The 18,954-nt window shown below is 63.3% G+C and carries 15 protein-coding genes; 7 read left to right on the plus strand and 8 right to left on the minus strand.

Translation table 11 applies throughout. From position 1 onward, the window contains the following. Positions 1 to 94 precede the first annotated feature (94 nt). Both GYA95_RS20020 and GYA95_RS20025 read left to right on the plus strand, forming a co-directional pair. Positions 95 to 1,636 (plus strand): phosphoenolpyruvate carboxykinase, encoded by a 1,542-nt coding sequence (locus GYA95_RS20020; protein ID WP_015268605.1) that lies wholly within the window; start codon positions 95 to 97, stop codon positions 1,634 to 1,636. Between the two features lie 176 nt (positions 1,637 to 1,812). Further along, a complete protein-coding gene (locus GYA95_RS20025) occupies positions 1,813 to 2,253 on the plus strand; it encodes an acyl-CoA thioesterase (RefSeq protein ID WP_015268606.1) in 441 nt (146 codons plus the stop codon). A gap of 352 nt (positions 2,254 to 2,605) precedes the next feature. Here the strand turns inward: GYA95_RS20025 and GYA95_RS20030 are convergent, their stop codons facing one another. After that, positions 2,606 to 4,951: an FdhF/YdeP family oxidoreductase gene (locus GYA95_RS20030; RefSeq protein WP_015268608.1), complete on the minus strand. Its 2,346-nt coding sequence runs from the start codon at positions 4,949 to 4,951 to the stop codon at positions 2,606 to 2,608. A gap of 5 nt (positions 4,952 to 4,956) precedes the next feature. Then, positions 4,957 to 5,787: a formate dehydrogenase accessory sulfurtransferase FdhD gene (gene fdhD, locus GYA95_RS20035; RefSeq protein WP_015268609.1), complete on the minus strand. Its 831-nt coding sequence runs from the start codon at positions 5,785 to 5,787 to the stop codon at positions 4,957 to 4,959. A 185-nt stretch (positions 5,788 to 5,972) separates the two neighbouring features. Here fdhD and lysM point away from each other — a divergent pair, with 185 nt between their 5' ends. After that, positions 5,973 to 6,413, plus strand: a complete 441-nt coding sequence (gene lysM, locus GYA95_RS20040) for a peptidoglycan-binding protein LysM (RefSeq protein ID WP_015268610.1) — start codon at positions 5,973 to 5,975, stop codon at positions 6,411 to 6,413. A 112-nt stretch (positions 6,414 to 6,525) separates the two neighbouring features. Here lysM and yrfG read toward each other — a convergent pair whose 3' ends face one another. Next, a complete protein-coding gene (gene yrfG / locus GYA95_RS20045; protein WP_003257447.1) occupies positions 6,526 to 7,188 on the minus strand; it encodes a GMP/IMP nucleotidase in 663 nt (220 codons plus the stop codon). A gap of 64 nt (positions 7,189 to 7,252) precedes the next feature. Here yrfG and nudE point away from each other — a divergent pair, with 64 nt between their 5' ends. Beyond that, positions 7,253 to 7,819: an ADP compounds hydrolase NudE gene (gene nudE, locus GYA95_RS20050; protein WP_015268611.1), complete on the plus strand. Its 567-nt coding sequence runs from the start codon at positions 7,253 to 7,255 to the stop codon at positions 7,817 to 7,819. Continuing rightward, positions 7,816 to 8,634: a 3'(2'),5'-bisphosphate nucleotidase CysQ gene (gene cysQ / locus GYA95_RS20055; protein ID WP_015268612.1), complete on the plus strand. Its 819-nt coding sequence runs from the start codon at positions 7,816 to 7,818 to the stop codon at positions 8,632 to 8,634. The genes nudE and cysQ overlap by 4 nt, the downstream gene beginning before the upstream one ends. A gap of 213 nt (positions 8,635 to 8,847) precedes the next feature. Here the strand turns inward: cysQ and GYA95_RS20060 are convergent, their stop codons facing one another. From GYA95_RS20060 to rfbC, 4 genes are read right to left on the minus strand one after another with little or no spacing between them, the layout of a single operon-like run. Next, positions 8,848 to 9,303 (minus strand): thioesterase domain-containing protein, encoded by a 456-nt coding sequence (locus GYA95_RS20060; protein ID WP_015268613.1) that lies wholly within the window; start codon positions 9,301 to 9,303, stop codon positions 8,848 to 8,850. Continuing rightward, positions 9,303 to 10,709, minus strand: coding sequence for a sigma-54-dependent transcriptional regulator (locus GYA95_RS20065; protein ID WP_015268614.1), 1,407 nt, complete (start codon positions 10,707 to 10,709; stop codon positions 9,303 to 9,305). Before GYA95_RS20065 ends, GYA95_RS20060 begins: the two co-directional genes overlap by 1 nt. Beyond that, the gene (locus tag GYA95_RS20070) at positions 10,706 to 12,520 is read right to left on the minus strand and encodes a sensor histidine kinase (RefSeq protein WP_015268615.1); all 1,815 of its coding nucleotides are present in this window, start codon (positions 12,518 to 12,520) and stop codon (positions 10,706 to 10,708) included. Before GYA95_RS20070 ends, GYA95_RS20065 begins: the two co-directional genes overlap by 4 nt. A gap of 42 nt (positions 12,521 to 12,562) precedes the next feature. Then, positions 12,563 to 13,108 carry a dTDP-4-dehydrorhamnose 3,5-epimerase gene (gene rfbC, locus GYA95_RS20075; RefSeq protein ID WP_015268616.1) on the minus strand — a complete coding sequence of 182 codons (546 nt, stop codon included), beginning with the start codon at positions 13,106 to 13,108 and terminating at the stop codon, positions 12,563 to 12,565. Between the two features lie 279 nt (positions 13,109 to 13,387). On the opposite strand from rfbC, the gene aguA reads away from it, so the two are divergent. Continuing rightward, positions 13,388 to 14,494 (plus strand): agmatine deiminase, encoded by a 1,107-nt coding sequence (gene aguA / locus GYA95_RS20080; RefSeq protein ID WP_015268617.1) that lies wholly within the window; start codon positions 13,388 to 13,390, stop codon positions 14,492 to 14,494. 515 nt (positions 14,495 to 15,009) lie between these two features. Here aguA and GYA95_RS20085 read toward each other — a convergent pair. After that, a complete protein-coding gene (locus GYA95_RS20085; RefSeq protein ID WP_015268618.1) occupies positions 15,010 to 17,088 on the minus strand; it encodes a TonB-dependent receptor in 2,079 nt (692 codons plus the stop codon). Positions 17,089 to 17,590: 502 nt separating this feature from the next. Here GYA95_RS20085 and GYA95_RS20090 point away from each other — a divergent pair. Further along, the gene (locus GYA95_RS20090; RefSeq protein ID WP_015268619.1) at positions 17,591 to 18,910 is read left to right on the plus strand and encodes an OprD family porin; all 1,320 of its coding nucleotides are present in this window, start codon (positions 17,591 to 17,593) and stop codon (positions 18,908 to 18,910) included. Positions 18,911 to 18,954: the final 44 nt, after the last annotated feature.

Raw genomic sequence — 18,954 nt, forward strand, 5'->3', positions numbered from 1 at the left:
GGCATAATCCGGCCACTTTTTTCGCTGTAGTAGTTTTTTCAAGACAACTACAAAACGTTTGGAGCACTCGGCCTCGGGCCGGATGGGGTATCTCATGACGCAAGCCAACAACACCGTGTACACCGACCTGAGCGTCGATGAGCTGGTAAAAGAAGCGCTGCAACGCGGTGAAGGCGTACTAGCCGATACTGGCGCACTGGTCGTGGAGACCGGTCACCGTACTGGCCGTTCGCCGGCTGACCGTTTCATCGTCGAAGAGCCTTCCACCCAGGACGCCATTGCCTGGGGCCCGATCAACCGCAAGTTCCCGGCCGACAAGTTCGATGCCCTGTGGGACCGCGTCGAGGCGTTCAACAACGCCCAGGATCACTTCGTTTCCTACGTTCACGTAGGGGCGGCCGCCGAGCACTACCTGCCGGTGAAGATGACCACCCAGACTGCCTGGCAGAACCTGTTCGGTCGTTGCCTGTTCATCAACCCGGAGCAGTACAACCCGGCTGGCCGTGGCGAGTGGCAGGTCCTCAACGTCGCCAACTTCGTGTGCGAGCCTGAGCGTGACGGCACCAACTCCGATGGTTGCGTGATCATCAACTTCGCCCAGAAGAAGGTGCTGATCGCTGGCATGCGCTACGCCGGCGAAATGAAGAAAGCCATGTTCTCGGTGCAGAACTTCCTGCTGCCGGCTGCCGACGTGCTGCCGATGCACTGCGCCGCCAACATCGGCGAAGCAGGCGATGTGACCTTGTTCTTCGGCCTGTCCGGCACCGGCAAGACCACCCTGTCGGCCGACGAAAGCCGTTACCTGATCGGTGACGACGAGCACGGCTGGGGCGAGGGCGTGGTCTTCAACATCGAAGGCGGCTGCTACGCCAAGTGCATCGACTTGTCCGAGAAGAACGAGCCGGTCATCTGGAAAGCCATCAAGCATGGCGCCGTGTTGGAAAACGTCGTCCTCGACGCCAACAAGCACGCCGACTACACCGATGTCAGCCTGACCCAGAACAGCCGTGCGGCCTACCCGCTGGAGCACGTTGCCAAGCGTTCCGCAGCGAACCTGGGCGGCGAGCCGAACGCAGTCATCTTCCTGACCTGCGACCTGACTGGTGTTCTGCCTCCGGTTTCGATCCTGAACAACGAGCAGGCTGCCTACCACTTCCTGTCCGGCTACACCGCGCTGGTCGGTTCCACCGAAATGGGTTCGGGCAGCGGCATCAAGTCGACTTTCTCCACCTGCTTCGGCGCCCCGTTCTTCCCGCGCCCGGCTGGCGAGTACGCCGAGCTGCTGATCAAGCGTATCAAGGGCTTCGACTCGAAGGTCTACCTGGTCAACACCGGCTGGACCGGCGGTGGCTACGGCGTTGGCAAGCGCTTCAGCATCCCGACCACACGTGCCGTGATCGCTGCGATCCAGAGCGGCGCGCTGATCGGTGCCGAAACCGAGCACCTGGACATCATCAACCTGGACGTGCCTAAGGCCGTTCCGGGCGTTGATACCGAGCTGCTCAACCCGCGCACCAACTGGGCTGACAAGGCTGCCTACGACGAGGCCGCCAAAGGCCTGGCCAAGCTGTTCATCGAAAACTTCAAGAAGTTCGAAGTTTCCGACGCCATCAAGGCCGCTGGCCCGCAGCTGTAAGCTGCACCCGCCCGCAACGAGAAAGCCGCCCCTTGGGGCGGCTTTTTTGTTTTCTGATTCCCGGCGAGTGCAGTCTCTTGTAGGAGCGTGACCCGCGAAGAGGCCGGCACAAGCAGCGGAAATCCGGTTTTTCTGTTTCACTGTCAGCATTCATTGCGAAGACAAGAGCCAGCCAGATGACCGAATCCCCTCAGCGCACTGCCTTCTCCCACTTCCACCCCATCCTCACTCGCCCCCAGGACAATGACCTGAATGGCCACGTCGCCGGTGCCACCGTGCATGGCTTTTTCGAAACCGCCATCCAAGCGTTCCTCGTCGAACAGGCCGAACTGGACCTGCGTGACGGCGAGCTGGCGGCCTTCGTGGTCAGTTCGGCGGCGGATTTCTACGCGCTGCCAGGGTTCCCGGATGTACTGGAAGTGGGGCTGGGGGTGACGCGCCTGGCGGGCAGCACGGTGGAGTACCGCCTGGCCCTGTTCCGCCCAGGGGAGCCGGAGGCGTGTGCGGCAGGCACGGTGGTGCAGGTGTTCATCGAACGCGCCAGTGGCCGGCCAGTGGCATTGCCAGAGACGCTGCAGGTGATCCTGTCTGGTGTAGTGCTGGAACAGCAGGCATAAAAAAGCCCCGCTGGCAGGGGCGGGGCTTTTGTTGCCGGGGCAGGGCCCTCAGGCGTTAGTCGCGCCAGTGGCGCTTGTGCTTGCGATGGCCGTAATGATGGCCGCGGTCCCAGTGGCGGCGGTCGTCGTCATAACCACGACGGTAACGGCTGTGAAACTTTATCGTTTTTTCGCTGTCTGAGACCTTTATGACGAAGCCCTGAACCGCTATGGAACAGGGCTTTTTTGATTTTTGCGCAGGGGCTTCCGGCCTCTTCGCGGGTAAACCCGCTCCCACAGGGATATCACCGCTCTCGGTCCTTGAGTTGCCTCTGTGGGAGCGGGTTTACCCGCGAAGAGGCCAACACCGTTCCTACAGGATGCGCCCGTCGTCCCGCGCCCGCTCCAGTTTGATGGCAATGAACTTCGACGTCGGCGTATGGCTGCCATCGCCAATGCTCTCCAGCGGCACCAGCGGGTTCACCTCCGGGTAGTACGCCGCCGCCTGCCCGGCCGGGATGTCGAAGGCCAGCAGGGTGAAGCCGTGCACACGGCGCACATGCTCATCCCCCCACAACGACACGATGTCGACCTGCTGCCCCGGCTGGAAGCCCAGGCGGATGATGTCGGCTTCGTTGGCGAACAGCACCTCGCGCTGGCCACGCACGCCACGGTAGCGGTCGTCCAGGCCGTAGATGGTGGTGTTGTACTGATCGTGCGAGCGCATTGACTGCATGATCAGGTCTGGCACCTGGCCGCTGGCCCGTACACGCTCGTCGAGCAGCGTGTCGGGCAGCAGGTTGGCCTTGAAGTTCGCGCGGCCGGTACTGGTATTCCATTCGCGGCTGGCGGCGCTGTTGCCCAGGTAGAAACCGCCCGGCTCGCGCAGGCGCTGGTTGAAGCCGCTGAAGCCGGCGATGGTGTCGCCGATCAGCTCGCGGATACGGTCGTAGTCAGCCACCAGCCAGTGCCAGTCCACGGGCTTCTTGCCCAGGGTGGCGGCGGCGATACCGGCGATGACCGCCGGCTCCGAGCGCATCTGCGTTGACAGCGGCTTCAGCTGGCCATTGGAGGCGTGGACCATGCTGAACGAGTCCTCTACCGTTACCGCCTGTGGCCCTTCTGCCTGCAGGTCGATGTCAGTGCGCCCCAGGCACGGCAGGATCAGTGCCTGCTTGCCGTGCACCAGGTGGCTGCGGTTGAGCTTGGTGCTGATGTGCACGGTCAGCTCGCAGTTGCGCAGTGCCTGGGCGGTGCGCTCGGTGTCCGGCGTTGCCTGGGCGAAGTTGCCGCCCAGGCCGATGAATACCTTGGCCCGGCCGTCGAGCATGGCATGGATCGCCTCGACGGTGTTGTGGCCGTTGTGCCGGGGCACGGGGAAGCCGAAGCGCTGCTCGATGGCGTCCAGCAGGGCCACCGGCGGGCGCTCGTTGATGCCCATGGTGCGGTCACCCTGCACGTTGCTGTGGCCACGCACCGGGCACAGTCCTGCGCCTGGCACGCCGATATTGCCGCGCAGCATCTGCAGGTTGACGATTTCCTGGATGGTCGGCACCGAGTGGCGGTGCTGGGTAATGCCCATCGCCCAGCACATGATCACCCGCTTGCCACGGCAGTACATGCGCGCGGCCAGTTCGATGTCGGCCAGCGCCAGGCCGGACTGGGTCTGGATGTGCTCCCACGGGGTGGCATCCACTACCGCCAGGTAGTCGTCGACGCCATGGCCATGTTCGGCGATGAAGGCGTGGTCGAAGACTGCCGGTTCGCCGTTGGCCTGGGCTTCGCGTTCCCATTGCAGGACGAACTTGGCCATGCCGCGCAGCAGCGCCATGTCGCCGCCCAAGGCCGGGCGGAAGAATGCGGTGTTGGTCGGCCGGTCGCTGTTGGTCAGCATCTCCAGCGGGTTCTGCGGGTGCTGGAAGCGCTCCAGGCCACGCTCCTTGAGCGGGTTGATGCACACCACCTGGGCACCGCGCTTTACCGCATCGCGCAGCGGGTCGAGCATGCGCGGGTGGTTGGTACCGGGGTTCTGGCCCCAGACGAAAATCGCGTCGGCGTGCTCGAAGTCGTCGAAGGTGACGGTGCCCTTGCCGACCCCGACGCTTTGCCCCAGGGCCACGCCGCTGGCCTCGTGGCACATGTTCGAGCAGTCGGGGAAGTTGTTGGTGCCGTAGGCCCGCACGAACAGCTGGTACAGGTACGCTGCTTCGTTGCTGGCGCGCCCCGAAGTGTAGAACTCGGCCTGGTCAGGGCTGGCCAGCTTGTTCAACTCGCGAGCGATCAGGGTGAAGGCGGCTTCCCAGCTGATCGGCCGGTAGCGGTCGCTGGACGCGTCATAGACCATCGGCTCGGTCAGGCGCCCCTGGTACTCCAGCCAGTAGTCGCTCTGCTGCAGCAGCGAAGTGACGCTGTAGCGGGCGAAAAAGGCGGCATCGACGCGGCGCTTGGTCGCCTCCCAGTTCACTGCCTTGGCACCGTTCTCGCAGAACTTGACCATGCCGCTTTCCGGCGAGTCGCCCCAGGCACAGCCGGGGCAATCGAAGCCGCCGTTCTGGTTGGTCTTGAGCAGCGCGCGAATGTTCTTCAGCGCGTTATCGCTGCCAACCCAGGCCTTGGCCACGCTGCGCAGCGCGCCCCAGCCACCGGCGGGGCCGTGGTAGGGCTTGTAACGAGGTGGAGAGGCTGGGGCGTTGTCCGGGAGGTGTTGGTACGAGGTCACGACTGTTACGACTCCGCCGCTGGGCTGTAGACCCGCGGTGCGCTGTGCTTGGGCAAATGAATAAGGTTGAGGTTGTGTTTGCGCGCCCATTGCAGGGCAAGGCCGGTGGGCGCCGACAGGCTGACCAGGGTCTGGATACCGGCCCGCAGCACCTTCTGGATCAGCTCCAGGCTGCAGCGGCTGGTGACGATGGCCAGGCCACCCTGGCTGTCGATGTCTTGGCGCAGCAAGGCGCCGATCAGCTTGTCGAGGGCGTTGTGCCGGCCGATGTCTTCGCGGCCGAGCAGCAGTTCGCCGTGGCGGTCCATGAACAGCGCCGCATGCACCGCGCCGCAGTGTTGGCCGAGGGGCTGGAAGGCATCGATGCGCTCACGCAGGCCGACCAACCATTGCGCGGGTGGCAAAGGTGCGCCAGGCAGCTTGGCCAGCTCTGGCAGTGCCTGCTCCAGCGCTTCGACCCCGCACAGGCCGCAACCACTGGTGCCGGCCAACTGGCGGCGTTGGTTTTTCAGGTTCCAGAACGCACGGCTGGAAATCTCCAGGTCGGCGTACATTGCCGAGCCGCTGCCGGAGAGTTTCAGGTCGTAGATTTCCGTTGTGCCTTCGACTATGCCGCTGCCGACACTGAAGCCGACGGCGAAGTCTTCCAGGTCGGTGGGGCTGACCAGCATCACCGCCTGGTTCAGGCCGTTGTAGGCAATGGCCAGGGCCACTTCTTCGGCCAGGGGCGTGCTGTCGCGTCTGGCATCGTTGAGCTGGACGTAATCGTAGGTGTTGCTGGCGGCGGGCATGGTCAAGGGCGATGAGGCCGCGCAGACCGGAGGCTTGCTGTTCATCGGAGCTGACTGTTCATCGGGCTATCGGCAACTTTCAGATAGCACAAGCCTAGGCGTGCGGGCTGGCGGCGTCTAATCGCTAGGGTCTATGCCTTGATAGACCGCGTCGATTGGTCGCATGGGGCGCCAGGGGAAAAGCTGGCCTAGACTGCTGTGTCCGAGGTTTCGTCAACAAGGAGAGCGTTATGAGCTTGTTCAGTTTCGTCAAGGAAGCGGGCGAGAAGTTGATCGACCTGCTGACCCCCGGCAATGCCAATGCCGAAGAGCAACTGAAGAAACACGTGGAAAGTGTCGGCCTGGGCAACCCGAATATCACGGTCACTGTAGAGGGAGACACGATCATCCTCAAGGGTGAGGTGGCCAGCCAGGAGGAGAAGGAGAAGATCATCCTGGCGGCGGGTAACGTCGCGGGCGTTGCCAGTGTGGATGACCAGATCACCGTGACCGGACCGGTGGCCAAGGCCGCGCGGTTCGTGACGGTGGAAAAGGGTGATACGTTGAGCGCCATTTCGAAGAAGGTGTATGGCGACCCCAACAAATACCAGAAGATCTTCGAGGCCAATAAACCGATGCTCAAGCACCCGGACAAGATCTATCCGGGGCAGGTGTTGCGTATTCCTGACTGATCTCTGCAGCCTGTACCGGCCCTATCGCCGGCAAGCCAGCTCCCACAGGATTACCACAGGCCTGAGGGCCTGCGAGGTACATGTGGGAGCTGGCTTGCCGGCGAAAGGGCCCTCACAGGCCTACCAATAATTCCCGGTAATCCTCCACCGCCGCAAACTCCTCGGTATCCCGCGGCCCTGCCTGGCTATCCGGCTGGCGCACCGCCAGCAGATGCCCCACGCCAAACCGTCGCGCACTGCGCAGAATCGCCAAGGTGTCATCGATGAACAGGCTGCGCTCCGGTTCAAAGCCGATGTCCGCCTGCAACGCGTCCCAGAACTGCGGGCTTTCCTTCGGGTAGCCGTAGTCATGCGAGCTGATCAGCCGTTCGAAGTACGGCGCCAGCTCCACCCGCTCCAGCTTCAGTGACAGCGAATCCCGGTGCGCATTGGTGATCATCACCACGCGCTTGCCCGCGTCGCGGATCGCGGCAAGGAAAGTATCGGCATCCGGGCGCAGGGCGATCAGGTCGGCGATTTCCTGTTTCAGCTCACGGATCGGCAGCCGCAATTCGCGGCTCCAGAAGTCCAGGCAATACCAGTTAAGCGTGCCGGCATTGCGTTCGAACAGCGGCTGCAGTTCCATTTCCGCCATGGCACGGCTCACCCCGTGCAGCTCGGCATAGCGCTGGGGCAGGTGGTCCAGCCAGAAGCGGTTGTCGTAATGCAGGTCGAGCAGGGTGCCATCCATGTCCAGCAGGACGGTATCGATGGCGGACCAGGGAAGAACAGGCATGGGAAACTCTCGATCAGTCGGCAAGCCACGGTATAGTAACCCGTTCACGCCAAGGAGCCGCCCCATGCGCCAGAAACCCACCGTCCTCAGCCGCGAAATCGTCGCCAGCAGCCGCCTGTTTCGCGTCGAAGCCGTGCAATTGCGCTTCAGCAATGGCAACGAGCGTACCTACGAGCGCCTGGTGGGCCGGGGTAATGGTTACGGCGCGGTGATGATCGTGGCCATGCTCGATGCCGAGCACGCGGTGCTGGTAGAGGAATACTGCGGCGGCACCGACGAATACGAGCTGTCGTTGCCCAAAGGCCTGATCGAGCCGGGCGAGGACGTGCTGGCGGCAGCCGACCGGGAGCTCAAGGAAGAGGCCGGTTTTGGCGCGCGCCAGCTGGAGCACCTGACCGAGCTGTCGCTGTCGCCGGGCTACATGAGCCAGAAGATCCAGGTGGTGCTGGCCAGCGACCTGTACGAGGAGCGCCTGGAGGGCGATGAGCCGGAGCCGATGCGGGTCGACAAGGTTAACCTGCGCGAACTCTCGGCCCTGGCCATGCACCCACAGTTCACCGAGGGGCGTGCCTTGGCGGCGTTGTATCTGGCGCGTGACCTACTGATTCAGCGGGGGCTGCTGGAAGCATGAACGACCTGCAATTGATGCACGAAGTGGTCAAGCTGGCCCTTGCGGCGGGCGAAGCGATCTTGCCGTTCTGGCGCGCCGATGTGGCCGTGACCAACAAGGCCGACGATTCGCCGGTCACCGCCGCCGACCTGGCGGCGCACCGGGTGATTGCCGATGGCCTGCTGGCGCTGGCGCCGCAGATCCCGGTGCTGTCTGAAGAGGATTGCAACATTCCGCTGGCCGAGCGTCAGGGTTGGAGCCGCTGGTGGCTGGTCGACCCGCTGGACGGCACCAAGGAATTCATCGCCGGCAGCGAGGAGTTCACGGTCAACATCGCCCTGGTCGAAAACGGCGAGGTGGTGTTCGGCGTGGTATCCATGCCGACCAACGGGCGCTGCTACTTCGGTGGGCGTGGGTTGGGCGCCTGGCGTGCGGAAGCGGGTGAGGCTCCGCAGCCGATCCAGGTTCGCGACGCGCCGCCGGCAGGTGGGCGTTTCACCGTGGTTGCCAGCCGTCGCCATTCCAGCCCGGAACAGGAAGCGCTGTTGGCCGGGTTGGGGGCGGCGGTGGGTGAACTGGAGCTGGCCAATATCGGCAGTTCGTTGAAATTCTGCCTGTTGGCCGAGGGTAGCGCTGATTGCTATCCCCGCCTGGCACCGACCTCGCAGTGGGATACCGCGGCGGCGCAGGGCGTGGTGGAAGGGGCCGGTGGCCAGGTAATCGGGTTGGACGGCTTGCCGTTCCGGTACCCGGCGCGGGAGTCGTTGCTCAACCCGCATTTCCTGGCGTTGCCGGCAAATGCTGCTTGGCGCGAAGCCTTCCTGAGCCTGATCTGACGGGTATCATCACACTCTGTTGGAGCTCAGGACTTCAGCTTCGCCGCCTATATCGCCGGGGCCGCTTTGCGGCCCATCGCCGGCAAGCCAGCTCCCACAAGTACTGCGCAGACCTTCAGCATGGCGCTGCACCTGTGGGAGCTGGCTTGCCGGCGATGGGCTGCGCAGCAGACCCAACAGCACTAACTGACTGGCATCAGTACTTGCCCGCGGTCAGCGGTGCAGCACGTATTGGCCGCTGAAGGTAACAGCAGGCTCGTCACTACCGGCATTGCTCACCGTGGTCTCCAGCGTCAACCGTGCCCGCCCGCGCCGCTGATACATGGTCAGGAACCGCTCCCAGGTCTTCTCATCCGGCGGCGCACAGCGCGCCACCGCCGCCCCGGTAACCGGCAGCGGATAACTGATCTGCCCTTCCTGGATGACGATATGCCCGTCATCGATACCCGACTCGCGCAGGCGCAGGTGCAGCCAGCCCCAACCCACCAGCACCGCGGCGCAGTACAGGCTACCGCCGAACATGGTGCTCTTGTGGTTGACGTTGGCCGCCAGCGGCAATTGCAGGCGCAGGGTGTGCTGCTGCCAATCGAGCACTTCCAGGCCCATTTCGCGGGTCAGGGGGATGTCGCCGTGCAGGACGGTCTGCAGGTACTGGCTATCGGTGTTCATTAACGGTTGTCCTCTTGATCGTCATGCCCGCCGCTACCGCCATCAAAGCTCAAGCCATGCTTGCGCAGCTTGTCGTGCAAGGTTTTGCGGGGGATGCCCAGCGCCTCGGCCAGGCTGCGCATGGAGCTGTGTGGCTGGGCCAGTTCGGCAGCGATCAGCGAGCGCTCGAACTGCTCGACCTGTTCGCTGAGGTTGCCGCTCGGCATCGGTACCGAAGGCATTGCCGCCGGCGGCGCCTGACCGTCCAGAGCCAGTTCCAGGCCAAGGGCGAAACGCTCGGCGGCGTTCTGCAGCTCGCGTACGTTACCGGGCCAGTCGTGACGCAGCAGCATGGCGCGCTGGGCCGGCTGCAGGGCGTGTGGCGGCAGACCATGGCGCTCGCTGGCGGCGTCGGCGAAGTGCTGGAAAAGCACCAGGATGTCATCGCCGCGTTCGCGCAGCGGTGGAATACGCAGCGGCGCCACGTTCAGGCGGTAATACAAATCGGCGCGGAACCGCCCTTGGTCAGCGGACTGGCGCAGGTCCTCCTTGGTCGCGGCGATGATGCGGATGTCCAGCGGGATCAGCTGGTTGCCACCCAAGCGCTCAACCACCCGTTCCTGAAGCATGCGCAGCAGTTTCACCTGCACATCCAGGCTCATGCTCTCGATTTCGTCGAGGAACAGTGTGCCGCCGTTGGCGAACTCGAACTTGCCGATGCGGCGTTTCTGCGCGCCGGTGAACGCCCCGGGCTCATGGCCGAACAGCTCGCTTTCGACCACCGACTCGGCCAGTGCGCCGGCATTGATCGCCACGAACGGCCCGTCGCGGCGGCTGGACAGGTCGTGCAGGGCGCGGGCCACCACCTCTTTGCCGGCACCGGTCTCACCCAGGATCAGCACATCGGCGCGGGTGCCGGCCAGGGCGCCGATCTGCTCGCGCAGGCGCTGCATGGACGGCGACTGGCCCACCAGGCGGGTGGCCAATTGCTGACGGTCGCTCAGGGCCAGGCGCAAGCTGCGGTTGTCCAGCACCAGGCGGCGCAGGGCCAGGGCGCGGCGCACGCTGTCCAGCAGGGCGTCGCTGGCAAAGGGTTTTTCCAGGAAGTCATAAGCCCCGGCGCGCATTGCCTGCACCGCCAGCGGCACATCACCGTGGCCGGTGATCAGCAATACCGGCAGCTCGTTGTCACGGCCGTGCAGTTGTTCCAGCAGCTGCAGGCCATCGATACCCGGCATGCGGATGTCGCTGACCACCACCCCGGGCCAGTCGGCCTCGATGCGTTCGGCCAGGCCCTGGGCGTCGGCCAGGGCGACCACCTTGAGCCCGGCCAGGTCCAGGGTCTGGCTCAGGGCCTGGCGCAAGTGCGGGTCATCATCGACCAGGATGACCTGGGCTCGGCTGTCGATCAGTGTCTCGGTGGTCATGCCGAGGGGTCCTCCGAATTGGGCAAAGTAGCGCCAGGCGCGGCCACACGCAGCTGCAGGGTCAGTAGTGCGCCACCTTCCGGGTGGTTGGCCAGCAGCAGTTCACCGCCCAGGGCACGCATCAGGCTTTCGCAGATGGCCAGGCCCAGGCCCAGGCCCTGGGTGCGGGTCTTGGTGGTGAAGAACGGCTCCTTGGCGTGCTCCAGGGCCTGGCGGCTGAAGCCGGGGCCGTTGTCGCGAATGTACAGGTAGACGCAGTCATCGCGCTGTTCGGCACTTAGCCACAGGCGGCGCGGGTTGGCTTTTTCGGTCAGGGCGTCGAGGGCATTGGCCAGCAGGTTGCCGAGCACCTGGCGCAGGCGGGTCTCGCCGGCCTGTACCCACAAGGTGGCTTCCGGCAGGTCGCGGATCAGTTCCACGGCCATTGCCCGGCGGCGCTTGGCCAGCAGCGCCAGGGCGTCGTCCAGGGCCGGCTGCAGGGCCACGCTCTCCGGGGCATGGCGGTCACGGCGGGCGAAGGCGCGCAGGTGGGCGATGATCGAGGCCATGCGCCCGGTCAGCTCGCCAATCAGCTTGAGGTTGCCGCGGGCTTCTTCGGTTCGCTGGTGGTCGAGCAGGATCTCGGCGTTTTCCGCGTAGCTGCGGATGGCGGCCAGCGGCTGGTTGAGTTCGTGACTGATGCTGGCCGACATGGTGCCGAGCACCGACAGCTTGCCGGCCTGTACCAGTTCGTCCTGGGCGCGCACGGCCTCCTGTTGGGCGTTCTCACGCTCCAGTACGGCGCTCTTGAGCCGGGTGTTCAGGCCTTCAAGGTCGGCGGTGCGCTCGGCCACGCGTTTTTCCAGTTCCTGGCGGCCGCGTGCCTCGAAGTCGATGCGGTCGATGTAGTGACGGCGCCGCTGCATCACCAGGCCAGCCAGCAGTATCAGCACCAGCAGGGTGCCAGCGCCGATGGCCATGACGGTTTGCACCGAACGGTCGACCAGCATGCGCGGAGCGAGGATGCTGACCTGCCAACCGGTTTCCTTGATGTCGCGGGTCTGGCTGATCCAGGCGTCCGGGTTGAGTACCAGCGGTTGCGGGGCTTGGGTCGGGTAGGGCTGGATGGCGATGATGGCCTGGCGCTCGGCCTCGGTCAGCGCACGGGTCGCGCGGAAGCGCCAGTCGGGCCGCGAGGTCAGGATGACCACGCCATTGTGGTCGGTCAGCAACAGCTGCTCGGGGGTGCGGCCCCACAAGGTTTCGGTGTGGTTGAGGTCGACCTTGACCACCAGTACGCCAACGATGCGTTCACGGTCTCGCACGGCGGCGGCGAAGAAGTAACCGCGCTTGGCCGATGTGGTGCCCTGGCCAAAGAAGCGCCCCAGGCGGCCGGCCATGGCTTCGTTGAAATACGGGCGGAAGGCGAAGTTGCGGCCGACGAAGCTGTCACGCTTGTCCCAGTTGGAGGCGGCCAGGGTGTTGCCGCTGACGTCCATCAGGTACATCACCTCGGCGCCGGTCTGCTGGACGATGTCCTTGAGCAGGCGGTTGGCATTGGTCACCGCTTCCAGGCGGAACGGGTCGGCCAGCACCCCGCGCAGCGCCGGCAGGTCGCCGAGTATCTGCGGCAGGGTTTCATAGCGGTGCAGGGTACCGAGCAGGTTGGCGACATACAGGTCGAGGGTCTGGCGGTTCTGCGAGGCCAGTTCTTCCTGGTAGTAACGTTCGGCCAGGTGATGCAGGGGCCACAATAACGGGACCAGGCACACGGCCAACAGGGCCAGGCTGCGCCAGCGGGGACGGCGTGGGGGCGTGGGTTTTGCAATCATCACGTAAATGCGCCAGAAAAGTCTGCCGCAATTATGCGCTAGTTAAGGTAGCAGTTCCGCCTCTGCCAGCGGCAGGCCGAGCTTGTCCTTGTCCGACAGCACCGGTGGCTGCTGCAGCCCCCAGTCGATGGCCAGCGTCGGGTCATCCCAGCGGATGCAGCGGTCGGCACCCGGGTTGTAGTAGTCGGTGGTCTTGTAGAGGAACTCGGCCGACTCGCTCATCACCGCAAAGCCGTGGGCAAAGCCTGGTGGAATCCATAACTGGCGATGATTGTCGGCCGACAGCTGCACCGCGACCCATTGGCCGAAGGTTGGCGAGCTCTTGCGCACGTCCACGGCAATATCACGGATTTCCCCCTGCACCACGCGCACCAGCTTGCCTTGGGTGTTTTCCACCTGGTAGTGCAGGCCACGCAGGACACCCTTGATGGAGCGCGAGTGGTTGTCCTGGACGAACTCGGCCTTCACGCCGGTTTGCCGGGCGAACTCGCGGGCGTTGAATGCCTCGAAGAAAAAACCACGGCTGTCACCGAAAACCTTCGGCTCGATGATCAGTACTTCAGGGATCGCGGTAGGGATGATGTTCATGGCGGTTCGCTGGCCCGTTCTGCTCATGTATTGACCCTAGCCGGTCTGGCCGTTTTTTCCGCCTCGGGCTTCAACGGCATTCACAAGGGCTGGCTATGGTAGATGTCGTGCCGTTTCGCTCCTCGGCCAAGGTTGGGGTTGTATCGATTCTTATCGATTTAATTTCCTTGATCGCTCATGATTTTCCCGATTATCGGGCTTCAAATATCGATATATATCGGTTATAAATTGACAAACGCCCCAGCACAGTCCGGCTCAGGGCCATCACAGAGGTCAATCATGAAAACCCTCAACTCCACTCCCCGTGCCGATGGTTTCCACATGCCCGCCGAGTGGGCCCCGCAAACCCAGGTGTGGATGGTCTGGCCGGAGCGCCCGGACAACTGGCGCCTGGGCGGCAAGCCGGCGCAGGCTGCCCATGTGACCCTGGCCAAGGCCATTGCCCGCTTCGAGCCGGTAACCGTCGCGGTTTCCGCTGGCCAGTACGAGAATGCCCGCCGCCAGCTCGACCAGCCGAACATTCGCGTGGTCGAGATCAGCAATGACGATGCCTGGGTGCGTGACACCGGTCCGACCTTCGTCATCAACGACCAGGGTGAAGTGCGTGGTGTGGACTGGGGCTTCAATGCCTGGGGCGGCTTCGACGGCGGCCTGTACGCACCGTGGAACCGTGACGAGGAGCTGGCGGCCAAGGTCCTGGAAATGGAGCGCTGCCAGCGCTACCACACCGAAGGCTTCGTGCTCGAGGGCGGCTCGATCCACGTGGACGGCGAAGGCACGGTGATTACTACCGAAGAATGCCTGCTCAATCGCAACCGCAACCCGCACCTGAACCGCGAGCAGATCGAAGCGGTGCTGCGCGATCATCTGGCGGTGGACACCTTGGTCTGGTTGCCGGATGGCCTGTACAACGACGAGACCGATGGCCATGTCGACAACTTCTGCTGTTACGTGCGCCCGGGCGAAGTGTTACTGGCCTGGACCGATGATTCCAACGACCCCAACTATGCACGCTGCCATGCCGCCATGGAGGTGCTGAAGAACACCCGCGATGCCAAGGGCCGCGAGTTCATCGTGCACAAAATGCCGATCCCGGGCCCGCTGTTCGCTACTGCCGAAGAGTGCGCCGGGGTCGATCAGGTGGCAGGCAGCCAGGAGCGTGACCCATCGGTGCGCCTGGCCGGCTCGTACGTGAACTTCCTGATCGTCAACGGCGGCATCATTGCGCCTAGCTTCGACGACCCGGCAGATGCCGAGGCCAGAGCGATCCTGGCGAAGATTTTCCCCGACCACGAGGTGGTGATGATCCCTGGTCGTGAGCTGCTGTTGGGCGGTGGCAACATCCACTGCCTGACACAGCAGCAGCCGGCGCCGTTCAAGCGTTGAGCGCACGGTGAATGAAGAGGCCCGTCACATGACGGGCTTTTTTGTTTCCAGGGGCCGTCCGCAGGCCTGTACTGGCATATGTTTTGTATTGTTTTTCAGACAGATAGCTCGGCCATGCTGAGCTCTCGAATCTGTAACAATCCTTACGTAGATTAGCCGCTCACGGGCCAGGGAGTACGTGTAGAAATGAATGCAGCAAGTGAGTCGGCTTTGCGCCCATCGGCAGTGAATCACCAATCGCTCAGACTTGTGGCGAAGTGGTTGAAACACCATGGAAGCATCAGGGTCAGGACGACCGACCCACGACGTCTGCTTGCCGGACGATACCCCCAAGGGCTGATCAGCGAAGCAGAAATGCAGGCGCTGATGGCGGTGTGGCACTGATCGATTGCTTCAACCTGTGCTGGCCCCTTCGCGGCTAAAGCCGCTCCCACAGGTACCCCACTGGGCTCGATACATGTGGGGTCCCTGTGGGAGGGCTTTAGCCGCGAAGGGGCCGGCACAGGCAATAAAGATCAGAATCTGTAGCTGCCAGTCACCACCAGGCTACGCGGGTCACCCACCTGGATCTGCGCCGCACTGGTTGCCGAGCTGTAATAGGTCTTGTCGGCGATATTGCTCAGCGCCGCCCGCACATCCCAGTCATGCGTGCGGTACCCCGCCAGTGCATCCCAGCGGCCATACCCCGGCAGCACCGTGGTGTTCTGGTTGTCCGCATAACGCTCGCCTACCAACGTCAGGCCGGTTTCGGCGTACCAGCCCAGTTCCGGTTTCCAGGTCACGAACAGGCTGCCGTTGCGCTTGGCCACGTCATTGATACGGTTGCCTTCCTGGCCGTTGTTGTCCTTGACGATGGTCGCGTCCTGCAGGCCGATGCCACCGCGCACGTACCAGTTGCCAACGATGTTGCCGGTGGCGGTCAGCTCGATACCGCGCGAACGCTGCATGCCGCTGAGCAAGATGTTTTCCGGGACAAGCGGGTCGCGGGTGCGGCGGTTGTACAGCTCCAGCTCGTAGATGGCCAGGGTGGTGGTCAGGCGCTGGTCGAGCCAGTCGCTCTTCACGCCGATTTCCTTCTGACGGGTTTCTTCCGGCTTGGCGTCGTTACCGTTGCCTTTTGCGCCTGGGGTGATGCCGATCAGCCCGCCGCCAACCGGCGAGAAGGTCTTGCTCCACGAGGCGTAGAACGAATGGTCGCGCCACGGTGTATAGACCACACCCAAGCGTGGGCTGGTGCTGTTGCTGTCCTGTGTTTCGCGCACGCCATCCTTGTTGGTGGTCTGCACGTCGAACTGGTCGAAGCGTACACCGGCAAGAACCTGCCACTGATCGTTCAGGCGGATCTGGTCTTGCAGATAAAGGCCGCGGCTATCGACCACGGTATGGTTGTCACTAAACAACGTCATTGGGCCATTGAGCTGCTGGTTGCGGCCGGGCTTGCCCAGGCCCTGGAGTTTCTGGTCGACCGCTTTGTACAGCACCGGGTCGCGCTTCTGGTTGCCGAACTCCAGGCCCAGCAACAGCTTGTGCTCCAGGCCCAAGGTGTCGAAGTCGCCCTCGGCCTCCAGGGTGTTGAACAGGTTTCTGGTGTTCAGGTCCTGCTGCCAGCGCTGGCGGGTCAAGGTGTCGGTGCTGGCGTCGTAGCCCGTGACGTAGGTGTTGTCGAACTCACTGTCGAGCTTGAACAGGCCAAGGGTATGGCGCAACTGCCAGGTTTCGTTCAGCTGATAGTTCAGGCGCGAGCGCAGCGACTGGGCGCGGTCGTCGATATAGTCGCGCTGTGTGTCGCCATAAGTGGTGCTGCGGCCGACATCGGCCGGGCGGCCGTTGACCCCGGGGATGCCTCGGTCCGGGGTGCGGTTGTAGCGGCTGTATTCGTATTGCACCAGCCAGTTCAGGTCGGGGGTGACCTGCCAGCTGATCGACGGGGCGAACAGCTGGCGGTTGCCGTCGATGCCGTCGCGGAAGCTGTTGTTGTCCTGGTTGCCCATGTTCAGGCGCAGGCTGACGGTGTCGCTGGGGTCGGCACTGAGGTCGGCATACAGGCTGCGCAGGTCTTCGCTGCCGGCCTGCGCCTCGATGCTCGAACGGCGGCCGTGCTCCGGCGCCTTGCTCACCCGGTTGACGATACCGCCCTGGCTGCCACGGCCATAAAGCACCGCTGCCGGCCCCTTGAGCACTTCGACCCGCTCGATGTTATGCAGGTCGCGGATGTACTGGCTGTCGTCGCGAATGCCGTCCAGGTAGAAGTCGTTGCTGGCTTCGAAGCCGCGGATGCGCACGCTGTCGAAGCGGGTGTCGGCACCGCTGCTGACGTTGGGGATGCCTTCCAGCGCCTTGCCCAGGGTGTTGCTGCCGTAATCCAGCACGTTGACGGTCTTTACCGTGTCGATGGCCTGCGGCACATAGCGTACCGGCGTCGAGGTGCGGGTCGCGGTGCTTACCTCCTTGACTCGCGGGTTGTCCTCTTCGCGCTCACTGTCGGCGGTTACCGACAGTTCCGGCAGGGTGGTGGTGGCGGCACTGGCCAGGCTGGCGCCGAACAGCAGCGACAGGCCAAGCGTCAGGGGTGAAAGACGGCAGGGTACAAGCATGGGCACATCCGGATCGAGCAGGTGAAAAAGAGATGCGGATGGTAATGCTTGTTATTTGCTATTGCTTGAGTATTTGTAAAGGCTTGTCATTACATCTGTGTCAGTTTGTTACGGTCTCCACCGCGCCGCGTTTCCCTGTAGGAGCAGCCTTGTGCTGCGAAAGCCCTCGCAGGAAATTGTCCATTCGATCAAAAGGCTATTTCTCACACGAGATAAATTGTCCGCTGATAGCGCAAACCTGCATGGAAATGCACCAGGCAAGCGCGCGATTTTGGTTATATCAACCTGCATTTCACGACTTTTTGACATTTGTAATCGCACACGGCTAGGATTCGGCCAACGCCTGCTGGCCATGATCTTGGCCATGCTGCTGCCAGAGGCCGCCGTGTGATTTCCGGCAGGCCTTCCAGTCTGGATCCGCATAGCGTCGAACCTACGAAGGGGCGTTGGTTCCTGGCGTCATATTGCAGAGCGTTTTTGATTAAGAAATAAGGAAAACAACATGTTGAAAACCAGGATCAGCCTGGTCGCCCTGGCGATGATCGCCGCGACCCAGGCACAGGCCAATGATCAGGCCGACAGCAAAGGCTTCATCGAGGACAGCCACGCCAACGTCCTGCTGCGTAACGCCTACATCAATCGTGACAAGAAGCACGGCACCGACGACCAGATCGAATGGGGCCAGGGCGTCATCGCCAACTTCTCCTCCGGCTTCACCCAGGGCACCGTCGGTGTCGGCGTCGATGCATTCGGCCTGTACGCCGTGCGTCTGGATGGCGGCAAGGGCCACAACGGTGGCGCCGGTGTCGACTTCTTCAAGCCTTCGGACTTCAAGGACGAGAACGGCAACGCCAACTCGCCGCACAACCTGGCCCGTGGTGGCGCTGCAGTGAAGTTCCGCATCTCCAACACCGTGCTCAAGTACGGTGACCAGATGCCGGCACTGCCAGTGCTGCAGTACGACGACGCCCGTCTGCTGCCAGAAAGCTTCACCGGTACCCTGATCACCTCCAAAGAGATCCAGGGCCTGGAACTGAACGCCGGCCGCTTCACCCAGGAAGCGCGCAAGAGCGCCGAGCGCCGTGACGGTGGTGGCCTGAAGTCGATCAACGTCCTCGGTGGTAGCTACAAGTTCACCGACAACTTCACCGCTTCGCTGTACACCGCCGACAACGAAGACGTGATGAAGAAGCACTACCTGGGCCTGAACTACGTCTTCCCGATTGCCAACGACCAGTCCCTGACCCTGGACTTCAACGGCTACAAGTCGGACATCGACAACAAGTTCGTCAAGAGCGCCAAACTCAACGGCGACTCCAACACCATCTGGAGCCTGGCAGCGACCTACGCGTTCGGTGCGCACTCGTTCACCATCGCCCACCAGCGCAGCACCGGCAGCACCGGCTACAACTACGGCTGGTACCAGAACGAGGGTGGCGTGGGTGACGGTGGTTCGACCATCTACCTGGCCAACTCGTACTGGTCCGACTTCAACGCCGAAGACGAGCGCTCCTGGCAGCTGGGCTACGGCCTGGACTTCGGTGCCTACGGCATCCCGGGCCTGACCTACAAGCTGGCCTACGTGGTGGGTGACAACATCAACACCCGCAACGTCGACAACCCGCAGGGCTTCGGTGAAGGTAAAGAGCGCGAGATCTTCAACCAGATCCGTTACGTGGTGCAGGACGGCCCGGCCAAGGACCTGTCGATCAAGCTGCGTAGCTCGTTCGTGCGTACCAACAACGCCGTGCAGCAGAACGGTTACAACGACGACGGCAACGAAGTCCGCGTATTCGTCGAGTACCCGATCAGCATCTTCTGATCCTGATCTGATGGCCTAGGGGCTGCTTTGCAGCCCATCGCGAC

Origin of the sequence: Pseudomonas asiatica, from assembly GCF_009932335.1 — a bacterium.
Classification (GTDB): domain Bacteria; phylum Pseudomonadota; class Gammaproteobacteria; order Pseudomonadales; family Pseudomonadaceae; genus Aquipseudomonas; species Aquipseudomonas asiatica.